Consider the following 17,294-nt stretch of genomic DNA (forward strand, 5'->3'; position numbering starts at 1 on the left):
TATAGAAAATGAAGAAACTGATTATTTTATTGTTGATGATCCTCCCGTTAGGAGTTTTTGCTCAGGACATGAAAGTGGCAATTGTTAATACAAACGAGCTTATTCCTTTAATGCCTGAAGTAACTGCTATGCAGGAAACTTTGAAACAGATGAACGATAAGTACATGGGCGAAATGAAGACCATGGAAGATGAGTACCAAAAGAAATACGCAGACTATATCGCTCAGCAGGACTCATTAACTGAAAATATCAAACTGAGAAGAATGCAGGAACTTTCAGATATCGAACAGCGTGTTACTAACTTTACTCAGGTAGCTCGTCAGGATATGGATAAGAAACAACAGGAGTTGTTCGCACCGATCCAGGAGAAAGTAAGAAATGCAATCAAGGCTGTAGGGGATGAAAAAGGATATGCTTATATTCTCGATTCTAATCCGGGTATGGTTCTTTACACTGGTAACGCTGCAATCGATGCAACTCCGCTTGTAAAAGCTAAATTAGGTTTGAAGTAATAAAATCTAACGTACAGATACAACAAAGGATGCCTTTCTATGGAGGGCATCCTTTGTTGTATTATAAAAATAAGGAAGAATATGTTTTCACAACAACCGGGTCCGATCGGGATCTTTGATTCCGGCTATGGAGGACTTACCGTATTTAATAAGATCCGTGAGGCAATGCCTGACTACGATTATATTTACCTCGGCGACAATGCCCGGACTCCTTATGGGCCGCGCTCGTTTGAGGTAGTATACCGGTTTACCCGGCAGGCTGTGATGAAGTTGTTCTCCGAAGGTTGCCAACTGGTTATTCTGGCCTGTAATACGGCTTCGGCGAAAGCCTTGCGTACTATTCAGCAATGCGATCTGCCGGAGCTGGATCCGTCCCGTCGTGTGCTGGGAGTCATACGTCCGACGGTTGAAATGATGGACAGGATCAGTTTGACGAAACATATCGGTATTTTGGGTACTTCAGGTACGATCTCTTCACAATCCTATTCCCTTGAGATAGAGAAGATGTTTCCCCATATTACAGTTACAGGTGAGGCCTGTCCGATGTGGGTTCCTTTGGTAGAGAATAACGAGTTCAATTCTCCCGGTGCCGACTATTTTGTGAAGAAACATCTGGATCATATCCTTTCCCTCGATCCGGAGATTGACACATTGGTACTGGGATGTACCCATTACCCGTTGCTGATCGATAAGATCAAACAATACCTGCCATCCGGCATCACCGTCTTTGCTCAGGGAGAATACGTCGCAGAGAGCCTGAAAGACTATCTGAACAGGCATCCTGAAATGGACAGCCGGTTAACCCATCAGGGTAAATGCCGCTTCCTAACTACCGAGTCTGCTGGGAAGTTCTCAGAGGCCGCCTCTGTCTTTTTGAATGATCCGATAGAAGTGGAACAAATCTCTATTGATTAAGAAATCATGAGACAAACCCGGTATATCTTTCTATTGTTGCTGTTGCTTTGTAACTTGCGAAGTAATGCGGAAGAACTAGATACCTGGTTGCATGACAGAGGATTGGTCGATATCTCCGTGTTGGACTCAACGATCCGTGTACATCTGGTGTATGCCACTCCTGATAACTTTATGGGGGAGACGGTTTATACCGGGATAACCCGTGCCTGGTTGCATCCCGATGCCGCTCAAAAATTAGTTACAGCCCAGCGATTGCTGAAGAAAGAACACCCCGACCTGACGCTGGTAGTCTACGATGCCGCCCGTCCGATGTCGGTACAACGGAAGATGTGGAGTTTGGTACGTGGAACTGATAAAGTGAATTATGTGAGTAACCCGTCGAATGGGGGAGGCTTACATAATTACGGAATGGCAGTGGATGTGACTATCCTTGATCCGGCAGGAGAACCGCTGCCAATGGGTACCCCTTTCGATTTCTTTGGAGAAGAAGCCCATACCAATAATGAGGAAGCTCTGCTGGCTTCCGGGAAGATCACCCGAAAAGAATTCGACAACCGGCGTTTGCTTCGCCGGATAATGAAGAGTGCTGGCTTTCGTACGATCCCTTACGAATGGTGGCACTTTAATGCTTGTAGCCGGGCCGAAGCCCGGCAAAGTTATCCTGTGCTGGATTAACTGATATTTTTACCGAACGGTGTCAGTGCCAGTGCTGCCATCTTGAAATGCTGTCTGCCCCAGGGGATGCCGATAATCGTGATGCACAATAACAGACCGAATCCCAGATGAGTCAGGCAGATCCAGAAACCTCCCAATATAATCCAAAGTATATTCATCAAGATAGAAAGGCAACCACCTGAATTGCCGTTATCCGTCACTTTACTGCCGAAAGGCCATAAAGCCAGCAAAGCCAGTTTCATTGTCTGTAGCCCGAACGGTATGCCGATGATGGTAACCATCAGCAACAGGCTCGAGATCAAATACTCGATACTGGTAACCAGTCCTCCGAAAATTAACCAAATGATATTACCTAAAAATTTCATACGCAAACGATTTTATCTTGTTCACAAATGTAACATTATTCCGGTTAAAAGCAATAGTTATCGGAGCAGAAACCGGTAGGCACTGCTTCATCGACGGGTAGGCACCCATTTGAAACCTCCCTTGCTGTACGTTTTACTCCGTCGCCGGAAGTGTATCGGGTACTGCTGTTTTCATTTTTTGCATACTATCCAGTTCTGCAAAGACCTGTTGCTTTACAATGGCGAAGCTGTCGCGCAGTTCCGGCTTGACCGGGAGCGAAGGGGGAGCTTCCATATTCAGCGGATTGATCGGCTGACCGTTTTTATGTACGCGGAAGTCCAGGTGAGGGCCTGTCGATAACCCGGTAGAACCGACATAGGCAATCACTTCTCCCTGCTGTACATGACTGCCCACCTGTATGCCTTTAGCGAACTTACTAAGGTGCATGTAAGTGGTCGTATAGACCGAATTATGTTTTACTTTCAGGAAATTTCCACCTCCGCTCTGATACCCTTTGGCAACCACAGTCCCGGCACCGATGCTTTTGACAGGCGTACCGACAGGAGCGGCATAATCTACCCCATGATGCGCACGGTAACGTTTCAGTATCGGGTGGAAGCGGGCATTGGTGAAACGCGAAGTGATACGGAATATATCCAGCGGTGCTTTCAGGAAAGCCTTACGCAGACTATTCCCGTCCTGATCGAAATATTCGAATACGCTATCCTGGGTGAAAGGAATGGCAATGAACTCTTTTCCCTGATGGTTGAAAACCGCTCCCTGGATGCCGTTTATATTCAACGCTGTCGTATCGTCGATATAAGCAATATCATACAAAACGCGGAACGAGTCACCTTCTTTTACATCATAGAAGTCTATCTGCCAGGCAAACACGTCGGCAATATTGATAGCCAGTAGGGGATTGACCCCGTTCGACTGGAGGACATTCCAAAGGGAAGAATTCAATGTCCCTTCTACATAATGCCTTTTCAACGTGATCGGTTTATTAAATTCGTAGGCACGGATCGCATCGCCCGTAAGATCGATCACCGCATAATCCGTACGCGACTTGGCAAAAGCGATATAACGGATCTGTGCCGTACTGTCCTGCATGGTGAATGTGTAATAATGCATACCGGCCTGTAGCTTGGTCGGATCGAGAACTTCGGTCGATGAACGGCTGATGCTGTCGGCCATCAAAGCTGAGAAACCAAGGCCTGAAAAGATAGATGCCGGATTATCCCCGTTCTTCATCTTATAGTCTTTTACATCCAGTGTGTCGATACAGACACCATATTGATAAGCGCGTTGCTGGCTGTCGATCCATTCGCTGTCGACTTCTTCTTCGGTTTGTTCGGGGGTGCTTTTACAGGAGAGACCTAATATGAATAATAAGATCAAAATAGGTGCAATGCTGAATCTCTTCATTATATCCTCATTTAGTGTTTATCCGTCAGGCTACAAACTTACAGAAAATATGGAAAAGAATTATAGGGTATGTTTGCCTGCTTTGTACCGGTTTGTTAATGTTAACTAAATAGCGTACTTTTGCGGAACAATTTGGACGGATTTGACGTCTTATTCCTGTAAGTGATATAACAAATAGTATAGATTTATGAAAAGAGTAATTTTTTATGTAATGATGCTCCCGATGGTACTTGGGATGATGATTTCTTGCTCCGAAGCAAAAGTAGACGCTAAGAAACTGGAAGGCAAATGGAATGTAATAGAAGTGAAAGGTGAAAAGATCCTGAAAGAAGGACTACCGTATATGGAGTTTGATATGGCACAGAAGAAACTGCACGGAAATGCAGGCTGCAACATGTTCAATACTACCGTTACATTGGATGACAATAATGTGTCTTCCATCACAATTGCGCCGGGAGCAGCTACTATGATGGCCTGTCCGGATATGGCAACAGAAGATGCCATCATGAAGGCAATGGGTGACGTGAATGCCGTAAAAGCCGGTAGCTCTGAAAGCGAAATGTTGCTGGTAGATAAAGACGGTAATACATTATTGGTTCTGTCTAAAAACTAATCGGAGATGAAGAAGTATTTATTTCTCTGTCTGGCTGTGGTAGGTATTGCCGTATTTGCCTCCTGTAAGTCGCAGAAAGCGGTGGTAGCATCGTTCTCTGACCTGGACGGTGAATGGAGTGTGGTTGAACTGAACGGAAAGAAACTGGATCCGGCAGACAGTAAACAGTTGATTGTAATAGATGTTGCCCGTAAGCACCTGTCAGGTAACGCCGGCTGTAACCGGATGAATGGCAATATAGAGTATACGGATGCCCAGAAAAACATAATCAAGTTCCCGCAGGTTGCAACCACCCGTATGGCTTGTCCTGATATGCAAGCTGAACAGGAGTTTCTGGAAGCATTGAATAAGGTGGTACGTTTCCAGGCTGAAGGAAATGTGAAACCGGTGAATACGATTGCTCTCTATGGCACCGACAATGGAAAGTTGATGGTTATTCAAAAGAAATAAGTAATGTTGAAAAACGTTGGGGAGGCGGTTCTGTAATGGGATCGCTTTTCTTCTTTATATCCGGTTGCCGGGAATCTTCAATGTAAAGCGGCTACCTTTGCCTTCTTTCGAACTGACCAGGATGTCCCCTTTCAACTGTTCGGCGATGGTCTTGCAGATAGAGAGTCCGAGACCGGTGCCCTGTGCAAATTCATTCTGTTTGTAGAAACGTTCGAATACTTTCTCGAGTGCATCTTCCGACATACCGATACCTGTATCTTCCACATAAATGTAAACCTGCTTTTCGTCTTCATTATATGTATATCCCAGCTTGATATATCCGTTCTTGGTGAACTTGACGGCATTGTTTATAAAGTTTGTGATAACCTGTGTAAAGCGGAAACGGTCTACGTGCACATCGATGGACACTTCAGGAATATCTTTAATAAATTGGATATGGGGAGGGATCAGCAGATGATGTGTCTGATAAAGCTCTTCCACTAAATCATTCAGTTTAAGAGTCTCGAAAGTAAAACTCATGCGGCCGGACTCGATGCGCGACAGCTCCAGAATATCGTTAATCAGCTTCAACAACAGGTTACTGTTCTTATTGATCGTATCTTTGAATAACTCTTTCTCTTCTTCTCCCAGGTCTTTTTCTTCCTGCAGGAGGTTGGAGAAACCGACGATGGCATTCAGAGGTGTCCGTATTTCGTGGCTCATATTGGCCAGGAAAGCCGATTTCATCTTATTGGCCTCTTCCGCTTTTTCCTGAAGAATGATGAGTTTCTGTTCTTTTTCCTTGAAAGACTGTATGTTCAGGCAAAGACCGAACACTGTTTGGTCTGGCTCTTTTTTATCTTCTCCCCGGTTGTAGCGTAACTCCCACCAGCTATATTTTTTCCCGCTGAAATTGAACCTGCATTGGATGGTCGTATCTTCCCAGATGTTGGAGTTGATATCCTGGATATGCTTGTTCAAATGCTCCTGGTCGTCCGGATGGGTCATGGATAACAGTTCGTCGAGCGACATTTTCCGAGGCTTGATCTGATTGGCTGTAAAGAAGTCATTCTCAAAAATGAATACCCCGTTTTCCAGTCGCCAGGCATACGTATTTCCGCCTTCCATTGCGAGCTGGAGGAAGCGCCTTTCTTGTATCAGGTTTATCTGTACCTGTCGTTTGCGCTTGTATTCACTCCTGTACAAATATAATAACTGGGTGATGATATAGATTACCAGGACTAAAAACAGAATGCCACCTATCATCATTGTTTTATGATAACGTTCGAAAAGGGGCATATTATAGATGATACTATGCCGGAAGATCTTTCTTTTCTATATTGAAACGCTGCATCTCATTCCAGTCAAAGGCATATACTTTCGGGCTTTCTTCCAGAGAAAAATCAGAAGGCTTACTTCCTTTTATTATGGAGGCAGCTCTTTCCGCTACAATTTCTGCTTGTATTTCCAGTGTGGTGAAATAGCCGCCTGTAATTCCTTTCCCATCATTAAATCCGTTATTGATCACCGTAAAATTCGGAACATTGGCCAGACGTCCGATGGTTAACACATCAAAGTCAAGAATGATCTGCAAGCAGGCAGTGTATGGCTTGCTCTCGAAAATAGCCAGCAATCCTTTTGCCGAAAGATAAGCCGTTTCAGTAGTGTACAGGATAGACTTTCCCGGCTCCCCCGGACAAATATCTTCCGGATATTCATTTTTCTTTTGATGGTATAGGCCGATCCGTATGGTTCTGCCCGTGCCTTTCACTTCTTCCTGGATAGTTCTGAATGACTCGCGCCCCATGAAGCGTAGATGCTTAAAGAAAAGTATATTGGAGGAACCGTATAATTTTTCTATCAGTTCGATAGTCGTTATGTAATCCGGCTTATCCCAGAAGCCGGTGAAGTTCGGGTGTTGTTCCAGCAAAAGCTGATTAGGAAAGTTTACGCCCGAGTAGACGACAGGCTTGGTTTTTCCCAACGAGTGGTTACAAGCCATCAGGGTATAGGTGGCCTGATCGTCGTTGACGAGTATGATATCTGGATTCCAGTCTTGGATCGAGTCAAGGTAGTGGTACATCCTGGCATTTTCTTCCGCTTCGTTATAGCGTTCGCTATCCAGGTAAAAGGTATGGATGTCAGTCCGGATATCTTGGTCTTCCAGCTTTTCTCCGATCAGGTTGCTGAACTTGGAGTACGTGACAAGTTCTTCCGTATAAGAATGGATTACCAGTATCTTGTATACAGGCTCATTCGTATGCGTCTTAAATACCCCGGATTTTGCCTCTGGAATGAGTAAAAGCAGGAAAAATAATATCTGTAGAAAGTTTTTCAAGGAATACTCCTATTAATTTATTATACCCTTTTCTGTTAATTTGCTTATTTCGATAATCGCACGCAAAGATAATTAAAAGGCTAACAAAATCAACGGTTCTTAAGAAATAGTTATTTTTTTACGGGATAATCCGGATATAATAAATATTTCTTTCTCATTTGCTTGTAAGTATCCAGTTCCGGCTTCCAGCTTTCCCGTATCTCTTCTTCCGTTAAACCCCTCACAATCTGGTATCTGAGTTCTTTTGTTCCGGCCAGTAAGTCGAACCATTGGGGACGGGAGAAGAAGAAGGCCTGGTCTTTCCCGGCTTTCTCGTAAAAATCCAGGAAGAAGCGCAAACTCAACCCACCCTCGAAAGGATATTCCCGAAGATCTACTCCATAACACTCTTTATCCTTTTGCAAAGGATTCGTATCGAATCCGGGAAGTGATACCGGTGTGAAAGAGAAATCCCCATATTTCCTGTCCGGGAAGCCGATTACCTGAAACGGATAATAAGTTCCCCGTCCGATACTGACATTCGTTGCTTCAAAGAAACATAACGAGGGATACAGGCGGATCGACTGGTCGTTAGGCAGGTTGGGAGAGGGTTTGACCGGCAACCAGTAAGGATCGCCATGCCGCCAGTTCTCCATTTTGACAATATGCAGTTTGCAACTGTCGGGCGAACTTTTCAGCCACCCTTCGCTATTGATCATCCAGGCCAGTTCGCCGACTGTCAGTCCGTGCAGGATAGGCAGAGGATCTACACCTACAAATGATTCAAAGCCTTTTTTACGGATCGGGCCATCTACAAAATCATTCGGGTTCGGACGGTCGAGCACGATGAACTCTACACCATTTTCGGCACATGCTTCCATTACGTAATGCATGGTACTTATATAGGTATAGAAACGTACCCCCACATCCTGTATGTCGAATACGACCACATCCAGTCCCTGCAATTGCTCGGCTGTCGGCTTTTTATTCTTTCCGTAGATAGAAACAATAGGAATACCCGTTTTCAGGTCGCGACTGTCTTTTATATCGGCTCCGGCATCTGCCGTACCTCTGAAGCCATGTTCCGGGGCAAAAACCTTTTTTACCTGGATTCCTTTCTCCAACAAAGCATCCAGTAAATGTTTCTGCTGTTTCTCGAGGATAGAAGTTTGGTTAACGACCAGTCCGACTTGTTTGTCCTGCAACAGGCGGGTCACTACGTCCATTCTTTCAGCTCCGAGTACCAAGGGAGCCTGCGGTGTAATAGCCTGAATTTCGGGCAAAAGTATCATGCCAAGTAGCCAAAGTGTAAGTCTGAAAACTGTTTTCATAATCTGTTTCCTAATGTATCTTGGATGCAAAAGTAGCAAATGTTCGCATCATTAAAGCTATGGAAAGAATTAAAAGTGTTTATATTTAACATGTTTCGCATGAACCATCCGCTTCTTGGCAGTGTTGAAATGGCATAAACATAAATAAAGAATCATATGGCAACGAAATTACCAAGAATAAAGGAAAAAGCGAAGACAGAAGCTTTAGTGTTGGATCACAAGGAAGAACGTTATCCGGTGCAGCAGGTGGCTACCAAAGGGGAAATAACAAAAAAGGAAGTAAAAGAAGCTGTACGTGAAATAAATCCGGACGAAGATAGTCTGGGCTGCCGGGGATGATTTTGTTTCATGCTAGTGAAACAACTGTTTCACCCTGATGGAACAACTGTTTCACTAGCATGAAACAAAATTATGTCAGGGAGAAGCAAACACTGATCTCCGGGGAAATATTTGGGGATGTCAAAGAGTAAATTATATATCTTTGCGGTCTGAATGCAAAACATAAATAAAAATGAACCCTATTGATATTATTTCAAAATATTATCCGGCGGAGTCGGATGCCTGGCATATTTTAGTAACACATAGCCGCAGCGTGACAGGCAAAGCCTTGAGCCTTGCCCGCCTGCATCCGGAAATGGAGCTCGATCTTCCGTTTATAGAGGAAGCGGCTATGCTTCACGATATCGGTATATTCCTGTGCAATGCACCGGAGATAGATTGCCACGGTTCCGCAGAATACATTTGTCACGGCTATTTGGGTGCCGACCTGATGCGGCAAGAAGGTTTCCCGCGTCATGCCCTGGTTTGCGAACGGCATACAGGAACCGGTATCACCTTGGAGATGATAGAACAAAGGCATCTTCCGTTGCCCCACCGGATAATGGTGCCGGTTTCGTTGGAAGAGCAATTGATTTGCTTTGCCGACAAATTTTACAGTAAGACGAAATTAGACAAAGAGAAGCCGGTCGAGAAGGTAAAACAGGGTCTTGTAAAGTATGGCGAGGAGACTGTAATACGTTTTGATAACTGGTGTAAACTCTTTTTAGGGGAATAAAAGCTGAAGGGCTCATTAATTTGTTATACATTTGCAAGCTGTAACGGATCGGTTGAGGCTCAACCGGCACTTGTCAACTTAATTAATGAAATACAGAGGTTTAATTATCCTATTATATTTCCTCGCCGGGGCTTTGATGATGTATTCGCAGGAGCTGGTTGCCCCGACGGATACTGTGTTGGCTGTTGTGGGGGATACGATAGTTCCGGTCGCAACTGACAGTACGGCACTGGCTTCTGATTCCATTCCTAAAAAACAGACCGGTCTCGACGCGCCTGTTGCTTATCAAGCAAAGGACTCTATTGTCATGACTGCCGGTAACTGGGCTTATCTGTACGGTGAAGGTGATGTAAAATACCAGCAAATCGGATTGCAGGCTGAAGTGATCGAGATGAATATGGACAGTAGTCTGGTATTCGCCAAATTCGGTCTCGACTCTATCGGTGAGGAGTTCGGTTACCCTTTGTTTAAGGACGGCGACCAGGAGTATGAATCGAAGACGATGCGCTATAACTTTACTACCCGGAAAGGATATATTACGGATGTGATCACCCAGCAGGGGGAAGGTTATGTAACAGCCGGCCGCACGAAGAAGATGGAAGACGATGTAATGAACATGGTAGGCGGTAAATATACGACCTGCGATGAGCACGACCATCCCCACTTTTATATTCAGATGACCAAAGCGAAGGTTCGGCCTAAAAAGAATATCGTTACCGGGCCGGTCTATATGGTTATCGAAGATGTGCCGCTTTACCCTATCGGGTTGCCTTTCTGTTTCTTCCCGTTCTCGAGCACTTATTCTTCCGGTGTGATCATGCCGACTTATACCGACGACTCCAATCGGGGGTTCGGTTTACGTGATGGTGGATATTATTTCGCTTTAAGCGATTATGTCGACCTGGCTGTAACAGGGGAAATATATACGAAAGGGTCGTGGGGACTTCAGGCGCAATCTTCCTATAGAAAAAGATACCGGTTCTCCGGTAATTTTAATGCCGCTTATCAGGTCACGAAGTTTGGTGACAAGGGACTTCCCGATTATAGTCTGAATAAAGACTTCCGGTTGAATTGGACACATTCGCAGGATCCCAAGGCGAATCCGTACCGTACATTCTCTGCTAGCGTGAACTTCTCGACCAGTAGTTTCGACCGTAATAAGGCAAATGGTTTCCTGAATCCCAATAACTCCGACGCTATCTCGAATACGAAAGGTTCGAGTGTCAATATTACGCAGCGTTTCCCGAATGCCCCATTGTCGCTTTCAGCTACAATGAACGTCAACCAGCGGTCGAGCGACTCTTCTGTCGCAGTCACTTTTCCTAACCTGACGATTACATTGAGCCGTATCTATCCGTTCAAGCGTAAGAATCCGATCGGAAAAGAGCGTTGGTACGAAAAGATCTCGATGAGCTATTCGGGATATTTCAAAAATAGTATTACTACAAAGGAAAACTTATTGTTCAAGTCGAATCTGATCAAGGACTGGAAGAACTCGATGGAACATAGTATTCCGGTCAGTGCTACTTTTACTGCATTCAAGTATATCAACATCTCCCCTTCATTCAATTATAAGGAAAGCTGGTATACAAGCAAGATAACGAAACAGTTCGACCCGCAACTGAATAGACTGGTAGACCGTGATACTACCTACGGTTTTTATCGTATCTACAACTATAATGCCTCTGTTTCTGCATCAACTACTTTATACGGTATGTATAAGCCGCTTCCTTTCCTGGGAGACAAGGTGCAGGCAATCCGTCACCGTATGGAGCCATCTATCAGTATCAGTGCAGCTCCTGACTTTGGAAGTAGCATTCATGGTTTCTATGATCATTATCAGTATATCGATGCTAATGGCGAACAGGTCGATTATGTATATTCTCCTTTCGCACATAACGGCTCTATTCCCGGCGGAAAGCAGGGAAGTTTGAACTTCTCTTTGGATAACAACGTTGAAATGAAGATCAAATCGGATAAGGACAGTACCGGTATCCGTAAGATTAGTCTGATCGATAAGCTGTCGTTGGGTATGAGTTATAATATGGCAGCCGACTCATTCAAATGGAGCGACCTTTCTGTCGGTCTGCGTCTGAAGTTCTCAAAGAATTATACCTTGAACCTGAATGGGCAGTTCGATACATACACCTATCAGGCTGACAGCAAAGGAAATCCTATCAGGGTCGATGTTCCACGTTGGAAAGCAGGTAAAGGTATCGGGCGTTTACGTTCTACCGGAACAAGCTTTTCCTATACCTTCAACAACGATACCTTCAGGAAATGGTTCGGAGGAGAAACGGATAGCAACATACCGGAAGAGAATATTGGCGACGGCGAACTGGAAGACCTGACCGCCGAGAACCCGAATGACGCCACCGTGCCGGAAGAGAAAGAAGGCGGCCGTTTACGTGGAAAGAAGAAAGATACCGGTGAATATGACGCGGACGGCTATCTGATCAGTAAGATTCCTTGGAGTTTGTCATTCAATTATAGCATGCAGTTGCGTTATGGAGATTTCGATCCGAACAAATTGGAATATAAATATGCATTAACGCATGCCTTGAGCTTTAACGGAAACATCCAGCCGACCAAGAACTGGAGTTTCAACTTCAATGCTACTTACGACTTTGACAATAAAAAGATCTCGTACATGACATGTAATGTGACACGTAACCTGCACTGTTTCCAGATGTCGGCGAGCTTCGTGCCGGTAGGGCCGTATAAATCGTACACTTTCTCGATCGCGGTAAGTTCTTCCCTGCTGAAAGACCTGAAATATAACCAGAGCAGTAATGTGCGTGAAGGACAAACCTGGTATTAATCATATAACCTAGATATAAAAGAAAAGGCGATGAAAACTATTCATCGCCTTTTCTTTTATATTCTGTTAGCCTTTTACCATTCAATCGGTGTCTGGCCGGTAGCAATCAGGTAATCGTTCGCCTTGCTGAAATGCTTATTCCCGAAGAACCCGCGGTAAGCGGAAAGGGGAGAAGGGTGTGCCGACTTTAAAATCATATTACGCGAAGCGTCGATAAACGCCCCTTTACGCTGTGCATACGATCCCCAAAGGATATAAACGATATGGCTGCGTTCTTCCGCCAGTTTGTGGATAACGGCATCTGTAAATGTCTCCCATCCCCTGTTCTGATGTGAACCGGCCTGGTGGGCACGCACAGTCAGCGTAGCGTTTAGTAGTAACACTCCTTGGTCAGCCCAGCGCAACAGGTTACCACTGGTAGGCATCGGCTTTCCCAGATCGCTTTCTATCTCCTTGAATATATTGAGGAGAGAAGGGGGGAAAGGCGTTCCATCCTGTACAGAGAAACAAAGTCCATGCGCCTGTCCCGATTCATGGTAAGGATCTTGTCCCAATATAACCACTCTGACCTTGTCGAACGGGCAATGCTCGAAAGCATTAAAGATATAAGGGCCGGGAGGATATACGGCTCCCTGGCTATATTCCTGTTTGACAAAGTTGATCAGCTCGTTAAAATAACTTTTCTCAAATTCAGGAGCTAACCGTTCTTTCCAGCTTTCTTCAATCTTTACATCCATAGTTTTATATTATATCAAGTGCATACCAGCAGCACGGGCTTCCTGACGCATTTCTTCCGGCCAGATACTTGCCTGGATCTCTCCGATATGAGCTTTACGCAGATAGAACATACACAGTCGGCTTTGTCCGATACCACCACCGATACTTTGAGGCAGTTCGCCGCTCAGCAGGCGTTTGTGGAAGTATAGTTCTCTCTTTTCTTCGGCATTGCAGATCGCAAGCTGACGTTCCATCGCTTCCCTGTCTACACGGATACCCATAGAAGATAGTTCCAGCGAGCGGTTCAGCACTTCATCCCAGACAAGTAGGTCGCCGTTTAGTCCGGTTTGACCGTTTTCTGCCACAGTCGACCAATCGTCGTAGTCTGGAGCACGTCCGTCGTGTTTCTCCCCGTTGCTCAACTTGCATCCGATACCGATAATGAATACAGCTCCGTATTCCTTGCAAATGGCGTCTTCCCGTTCTTTCGGTGTAAAGGTAGGATATTTTTGTAACAAATCCTCGGAGTGTATGAAATGAATCTGCTGGGGAAGTGTCGGCCTGATATTGGGGAACATTTCGTAAACCAGATATTCCGTGCGCACCATAGCGGCATAGATACGGCGTACGATCTCTTTCAGGTATTCAATATTGCGTTCGCTGGGGCTCATAACCCGTTCCCAGTCCCATTGGTCGACATAGAGCGAATGGAGGTTGCCGAGTTCTTCGTCCGAACGGATCGCGTTCATATCGGTGTAAATACCGTAACCTTCTTCTATATTATAATCGGCCAGCGTAAGACGTTTCCATTTGGCCAGTGAATGTACGATTTCGGCTTTGGAGTCGTTCAAATCCTTGATAGGGAATGTTACGGCGCGTTCGGTACCGTTCAGGTCATCATTGATACCCATCCCTTTAAGTACGAACAAAGGTGCCGTAACACGGCGCAGCCGTAGTTCGGAAGATAAGTTTTGCTGGAAAAAATCTTTGATTTTCTTGATCCCCATTTCTGTTTGGGATAGGTTAAGCAAAGCTTTATATCCTGCAGGTTTAATTAAATAGCTCATATACTTGTTGTGCTTTGTGTTTGTAAATTATGCGTGGCAAAGATAATGATTAATGGCAAAATAGCAATGTAGATGTCTCTTTTATTTGCAAAATGGCAGGATATATGGCTAAGAGAGTTGCAAAATATCAAAACATATGTTGTGCAACAGAAAAAGAAAGAAAGCGAAAACTCTTAGCCCCTACATTTGCTTTCCTGCGATATTATATTTACTTTTGCACCGTCTTTGGCCTGGTAGCTTAGTGAATAGAGCGTCAGATTCCGGTTCTGAAGGTCGAGGGTTTGAATCCCTCCCGGGTCACAACTGAAAAATAAGAAGTCTTATAAACTAAAGGTTTGTAGGACTTTTTTGTTTTCTGTTGGAACGTATTTTGGAACAAAATGTGTTTTTTAATGAAAATAGGAATGCTGATTTATATTTCGTAATCATCCATGTTTAAATAATCGTCTGGATCATCCCAATGTGAAATACCTAATATTTTTCCTGTTTTGGAATCTTCCAGTAAAACATATTTGTCCCCGTCGATATGTATTGTATCCGGGAATGATGCTATCATTGCTTTAGCTTTATCAATATTGAATACAGGGCATTCGATAATATCAAAACGTTCTATTTCCCTTTCTAGTTGTTTGAGTAGTTCTTCCTTATCGACTTTCCAGAACTTCATTTTTTTGTTTGTAAACTTACCAAATGAGTACCAAAATTTAAAAGCACTAGCCGGACATGAATTTTGTGGACCGATTGCATTAAGTTTACGGCATCCCCAACCCGGACAACGGTTATTGACCCAGCAGTGATGTTCTTTGTCCTCTGAACGTGTATATTGACTGTAACAGATGGCAATAGAGCGGTTATTCATTAAACATTTTTCCTTTTCCGGTAAATATATATTCAAGATTTATATTGTACCGCTCGTATGCCATGCGAATAGCATACAAGGGTACATTCATTGTGTTTTCAATCTCCATACGGTATATGTTAGAGGATGCGAGGCCGACGGACTCCGCAAATTGTTTTTTTGTTTTTATTTTCCTTAGTCCGATCAGCTGGTACATGATAGCCAGGAACCGGTCGGTTATAATCCTGTTTTCTGTAATCTTCTCGTTCGCTAACATATTCTTAGTTTTTATATAGGAGATATAAAGCATTGCATCTACTTATAGTATATATTCACCTTGATGAGTAAATCCTGCAACTTTTGTTATTGACTTGTCTAGTGAATATTTTCTTTTTATTAGGTATTTAGTATTGTCTTCTTTTTTCTTAACAACGTATTCATGCGTTATATCCCAATAAGTAGTACCGTTGTTAGGGGTTTTACTTTCTATCAACTCGCTCCAACTTAAAGGATTGTAATAAATTGGATAATAATTCTTGGAATATTCGATTATTACATTTTGTGCTTTTTCTAACCTTTGTTCTGGAGTTAGAGTCATGATATCGATCGTTTTTTCAACTTCTATGGACTCCTTTTTTTCGCATCCTGCAAAAAGGAACAATAACAGTAATGTATTTAGTATTTTAATCATCACATCACTTCTTTTTAATAGCCATGCCTTCCACATAGATATAATCAAGGTATATACCGTCGTATATTGCATGATATTTAAGACCAATAATGCCGTTTGCACCTTTGCTGACAGCATCTTTATATATGGCATCTATACCATCTGTGTATGTTGCCCTTCTGCGATTGGATGGAAATGGATTTTCTTTCGACTTGTGTTTTTTTGCCCACTCTTTGTCCTCTCCACTATATATAATAGTATATACAGATGCTACTGGCTCATAGTTGAATGATACGGATGAAGCTTCTGTCATAAAAAATCCTTCTTTTGTGTATTGACTATAATCAATACTTCCTGTTTCAACATAATAGCTTCTAGTGACACAGCTAGATAATGCAATAATGGTCAGTAATAGTAAAAATGTTTTCTTCATTTTGTGAAATGTTTAATTAGTGATTTTTATTTAGGCACTTCTATGCCATGTTTTTTCTCATATTGTTTTACTTATTCTTTTGTTGTTTGACCACATTGAATAGTTGCGCTATATCTCTGAGGTCCACCGTAAAGTCTGGATAAATCGGATTGAAGGAATGACAGGTAATTATTCCTTTTTCAACATCATGGTCAACTATTTGTTTGAGTACAATACCATCTGTCTTATGTACGATGACGAATGCATCCCATGCGTTGATATGTAATTTGCTTTTCCAGTAATCACAGCCTATTTCCCGGCAAAGCAAAATATCCCCTTGTTCATAGCTGTGCTTCATACCGTCGTCCATGCTGTCTCCTCTGACTTCAAAGCTGATGTACTTACCTTTATATTCTTTGTCAACAATCCACGGGATTTTAGGAAGTGTTTCAATGTAGGCTACGTCAGCCCAACCCATCATATAGCCAGCTTGTGCATATTGGTTGACGAGCGGAACCATCATGATACCTCCATTAATTATTTGTATGGCTTCATTTTGTTTAGAAGTAATATGTTTTTCCCCTATCCCTGAAACAATCCAGTTTGTATTTATATCAAACTTGTTAGATATGTCTGATATTATGGTTGAAGATGGAACAGGATATTTTCCAGTTCTTGAATCAATTTTGAATAATCTATTAACTTTTTGTGCACTTGTATACCCCAAAGCTAGAGAAAATGCAGTGACATTTCCTTTTGTTTGATCGTCTATTATTTCTTTAATGCGTTGATTAATAGCTGGTAATTCAATATTATCCATATAATATGTTTTATAGCATATGAGTTGTGATCTAAAATGTTTGATTATTTCTTTGTTTTAAATCAAACATGTTTTACATTTGCAATGTGATTAACAACAAACAATAATCACAATACAAAGTAAATAGCAAATATAAGAAAAGTAAATAACCTGATATAGTCAATTTGATAAAAAAGTAAACGATATGAGTAACAAGATTGAACTAATGAAAGCGGAAATTGAAACTTTAGTAAGCATGACAGAAGAAGAAGCATGCAGAGAGTATAACGTTGATAGCAAAGTAGAGGCTGTTCAGTACATTATTGATTTCTGGGTGTAGGAAGGAGGTAG

The 17,294-nt window shown here is 43.1% G+C and carries 21 protein-coding genes and 1 tRNA gene; 10 read left to right on the plus strand and 12 right to left on the minus strand.

From position 1 onward, the window contains the following. The first annotated feature begins 8 nt into the window (after nt 1-8). From HMPREF1536_RS13405 to HMPREF1536_RS13415, 3 genes are all read left to right on the plus strand, one after another. Entirely contained in the window at nt 9-512 is a 504-nt protein-coding gene (locus HMPREF1536_RS13405; protein WP_028729698.1) for an OmpH/Skp family outer membrane protein, read from the plus strand. A gap of 81 nt (nt 513-593) precedes the next feature. Beyond that, nucleotides 594-1,427, plus strand: coding sequence for a glutamate racemase (gene murI, locus HMPREF1536_RS13410; protein WP_028729697.1), 834 nt, complete (start codon nt 594-596; stop codon nt 1,425-1,427). Nucleotides 1,428-1,433: 6 nt separating this feature from the next. Next, nucleotides 1,434-2,102, plus strand: a complete 669-nt coding sequence (locus HMPREF1536_RS13415; RefSeq protein WP_028729696.1) for a M15 family metallopeptidase — start codon at nt 1,434-1,436, stop codon at nt 2,100-2,102. On the opposite strand, the gene HMPREF1536_RS13420 is transcribed toward HMPREF1536_RS13415, so the two are convergent. Beyond that, on the minus strand, nt 2,099-2,467 hold the full coding sequence (locus HMPREF1536_RS13420) for a YccF domain-containing protein (RefSeq protein WP_028729695.1): 369 nt from the start codon (nt 2,465-2,467) through the stop codon (nt 2,099-2,101). The two genes, HMPREF1536_RS13415 and HMPREF1536_RS13420, sit on opposite strands and share 4 nt — an antisense overlap. 133 nt (nt 2,468-2,600) lie before the next feature. Next, nucleotides 2,601-3,875: a M23 family metallopeptidase gene (locus tag HMPREF1536_RS13425; RefSeq protein ID WP_028729694.1), complete on the minus strand. Its 1,275-nt coding sequence runs from the start codon at nt 3,873-3,875 to the stop codon at nt 2,601-2,603. Nucleotides 3,876-4,062: 187 nt separating this feature from the next. Here HMPREF1536_RS13425 and HMPREF1536_RS13430 point away from each other — a divergent pair, with 187 nt between their 5' ends. Further along, nucleotides 4,063-4,488, plus strand: a complete 426-nt coding sequence (locus tag HMPREF1536_RS13430) for an META domain-containing protein (RefSeq protein WP_028729693.1) — start codon at nt 4,063-4,065, stop codon at nt 4,486-4,488. Between the two features lie 6 nt (nt 4,489-4,494). Next, a complete protein-coding gene (locus HMPREF1536_RS13435) occupies nt 4,495-4,938 on the plus strand; it encodes an META domain-containing protein (protein WP_028729692.1) in 444 nt (147 codons plus the stop codon). Nucleotides 4,939-4,992: 54 nt separating this feature from the next. On the opposite strand, the gene HMPREF1536_RS26635 is transcribed toward HMPREF1536_RS13435, so the two are convergent. From HMPREF1536_RS26635 to HMPREF1536_RS13445, 3 genes are all read right to left on the minus strand, one after another. After that, the gene (locus HMPREF1536_RS26635; protein WP_233426407.1) at nt 4,993-6,186 is read right to left on the minus strand and encodes a sensor histidine kinase; all 1,194 of its coding nucleotides are present in this window, start codon (nt 6,184-6,186) and stop codon (nt 4,993-4,995) included. A gap of 43 nt (nt 6,187-6,229) precedes the next feature. Then, nucleotides 6,230-7,255 carry a hypothetical protein gene (locus HMPREF1536_RS26640; RefSeq protein WP_052349917.1) on the minus strand — a complete coding sequence of 342 codons (1,026 nt, stop codon included), beginning with the start codon at nt 7,253-7,255 and terminating at the stop codon, nt 6,230-6,232. Nucleotides 7,256-7,365: 110 nt separating this feature from the next. Next, entirely contained in the window at nt 7,366-8,565 is a 1,200-nt protein-coding gene (locus HMPREF1536_RS13445) for an exo-beta-N-acetylmuramidase NamZ family protein (protein ID WP_028729691.1), read from the minus strand. Nucleotides 8,566-8,721: 156 nt separating this feature from the next. Between HMPREF1536_RS13445 and HMPREF1536_RS13450 the strand changes: the two genes are divergently transcribed. The 3 genes from HMPREF1536_RS13450 to HMPREF1536_RS13460 all read left to right on the plus strand — a co-directional run bounded on the left by HMPREF1536_RS13450 (nt 8,722) and on the right by HMPREF1536_RS13460 (nt 12,440). Beyond that, nucleotides 8,722-8,904 carry a hypothetical protein gene (locus HMPREF1536_RS13450; protein WP_044193338.1) on the plus strand — a complete coding sequence of 61 codons (183 nt, stop codon included), beginning with the start codon at nt 8,722-8,724 and terminating at the stop codon, nt 8,902-8,904. Between the two features lie 172 nt (nt 8,905-9,076). Beyond that, nucleotides 9,077-9,619, plus strand: a complete 543-nt coding sequence (locus tag HMPREF1536_RS13455; protein ID WP_028729690.1) for an HDIG domain-containing metalloprotein — start codon at nt 9,077-9,079, stop codon at nt 9,617-9,619. An 85-nt stretch (nt 9,620-9,704) separates the two neighbouring features. After that, nucleotides 9,705-12,440, plus strand: a complete 2,736-nt coding sequence (locus tag HMPREF1536_RS13460) for a putative LPS assembly protein LptD (protein ID WP_028729689.1) — start codon at nt 9,705-9,707, stop codon at nt 12,438-12,440. Nucleotides 12,441-12,514: 74 nt separating this feature from the next. Here the strand turns inward: HMPREF1536_RS13460 and ung are convergent, their stop codons facing one another. Both ung and asnA read right to left on the minus strand, forming a co-directional pair. Continuing rightward, nucleotides 12,515-13,177, minus strand: coding sequence for a uracil-DNA glycosylase (gene ung, locus HMPREF1536_RS13465; protein WP_028729688.1), 663 nt, complete (start codon nt 13,175-13,177; stop codon nt 12,515-12,517). 9 nt (nt 13,178-13,186) lie between these two features. Continuing rightward, a complete protein-coding gene (asnA, locus tag HMPREF1536_RS13470) occupies nt 13,187-14,224 on the minus strand; it encodes an aspartate--ammonia ligase (RefSeq protein ID WP_028729687.1) in 1,038 nt (345 codons plus the stop codon). A gap of 227 nt (nt 14,225-14,451) precedes the next feature. Between asnA and HMPREF1536_RS13475 the strand changes: the two genes are divergently transcribed. Then, a tRNA-Arg gene (locus tag HMPREF1536_RS13475) sits at nt 14,452-14,524 on the plus strand. Between the two features lie 112 nt (nt 14,525-14,636). Here HMPREF1536_RS13475 and HMPREF1536_RS13480 read toward each other — a convergent pair. The 5 genes from HMPREF1536_RS13480 to HMPREF1536_RS13500 all read right to left on the minus strand — a co-directional run bounded on the left by HMPREF1536_RS13480 (nt 14,637) and on the right by HMPREF1536_RS13500 (nt 16,964). Continuing rightward, a complete protein-coding gene (locus tag HMPREF1536_RS13480; protein ID WP_028729686.1) occupies nt 14,637-15,083 on the minus strand; it encodes a hypothetical protein in 447 nt (148 codons plus the stop codon). Continuing rightward, nucleotides 15,076-15,339, minus strand: a complete 264-nt coding sequence (locus HMPREF1536_RS13485; RefSeq protein ID WP_044193335.1) for a hypothetical protein — start codon at nt 15,337-15,339, stop codon at nt 15,076-15,078. Before HMPREF1536_RS13485 ends, HMPREF1536_RS13480 begins: the two co-directional genes overlap by 8 nt. Before the next feature lie 42 nt (nt 15,340-15,381). Next, nucleotides 15,382-15,753 carry a hypothetical protein gene (locus HMPREF1536_RS13490; protein WP_028729684.1) on the minus strand — a complete coding sequence of 124 codons (372 nt, stop codon included), beginning with the start codon at nt 15,751-15,753 and terminating at the stop codon, nt 15,382-15,384. A 4-nt stretch (nt 15,754-15,757) separates the two neighbouring features. After that, nucleotides 15,758-16,165, minus strand: a complete 408-nt coding sequence (locus tag HMPREF1536_RS13495; protein ID WP_028729683.1) for a hypothetical protein — start codon at nt 16,163-16,165, stop codon at nt 15,758-15,760. A 67-nt stretch (nt 16,166-16,232) separates the two neighbouring features. Next, nucleotides 16,233-16,964, minus strand: a complete 732-nt coding sequence (locus tag HMPREF1536_RS13500) for a S24 family peptidase (protein ID WP_052349916.1) — start codon at nt 16,962-16,964, stop codon at nt 16,233-16,235. A 184-nt stretch (nt 16,965-17,148) separates the two neighbouring features. Between HMPREF1536_RS13500 and HMPREF1536_RS28355 the strand changes: the two genes are divergently transcribed. Beyond that, complete coding sequence (locus HMPREF1536_RS28355; RefSeq protein ID WP_255419288.1) at nt 17,149-17,283, plus strand: hypothetical protein; 135 nt, start codon at nt 17,149-17,151, stop codon at nt 17,281-17,283. Nucleotides 17,284-17,294: the final 11 nt, after the last annotated feature.

Source organism: Parabacteroides gordonii MS-1 = DSM 23371 (assembly GCF_000969825.1).
Taxonomy (GTDB): domain Bacteria; phylum Bacteroidota; class Bacteroidia; order Bacteroidales; family Tannerellaceae; genus Parabacteroides; species Parabacteroides gordonii.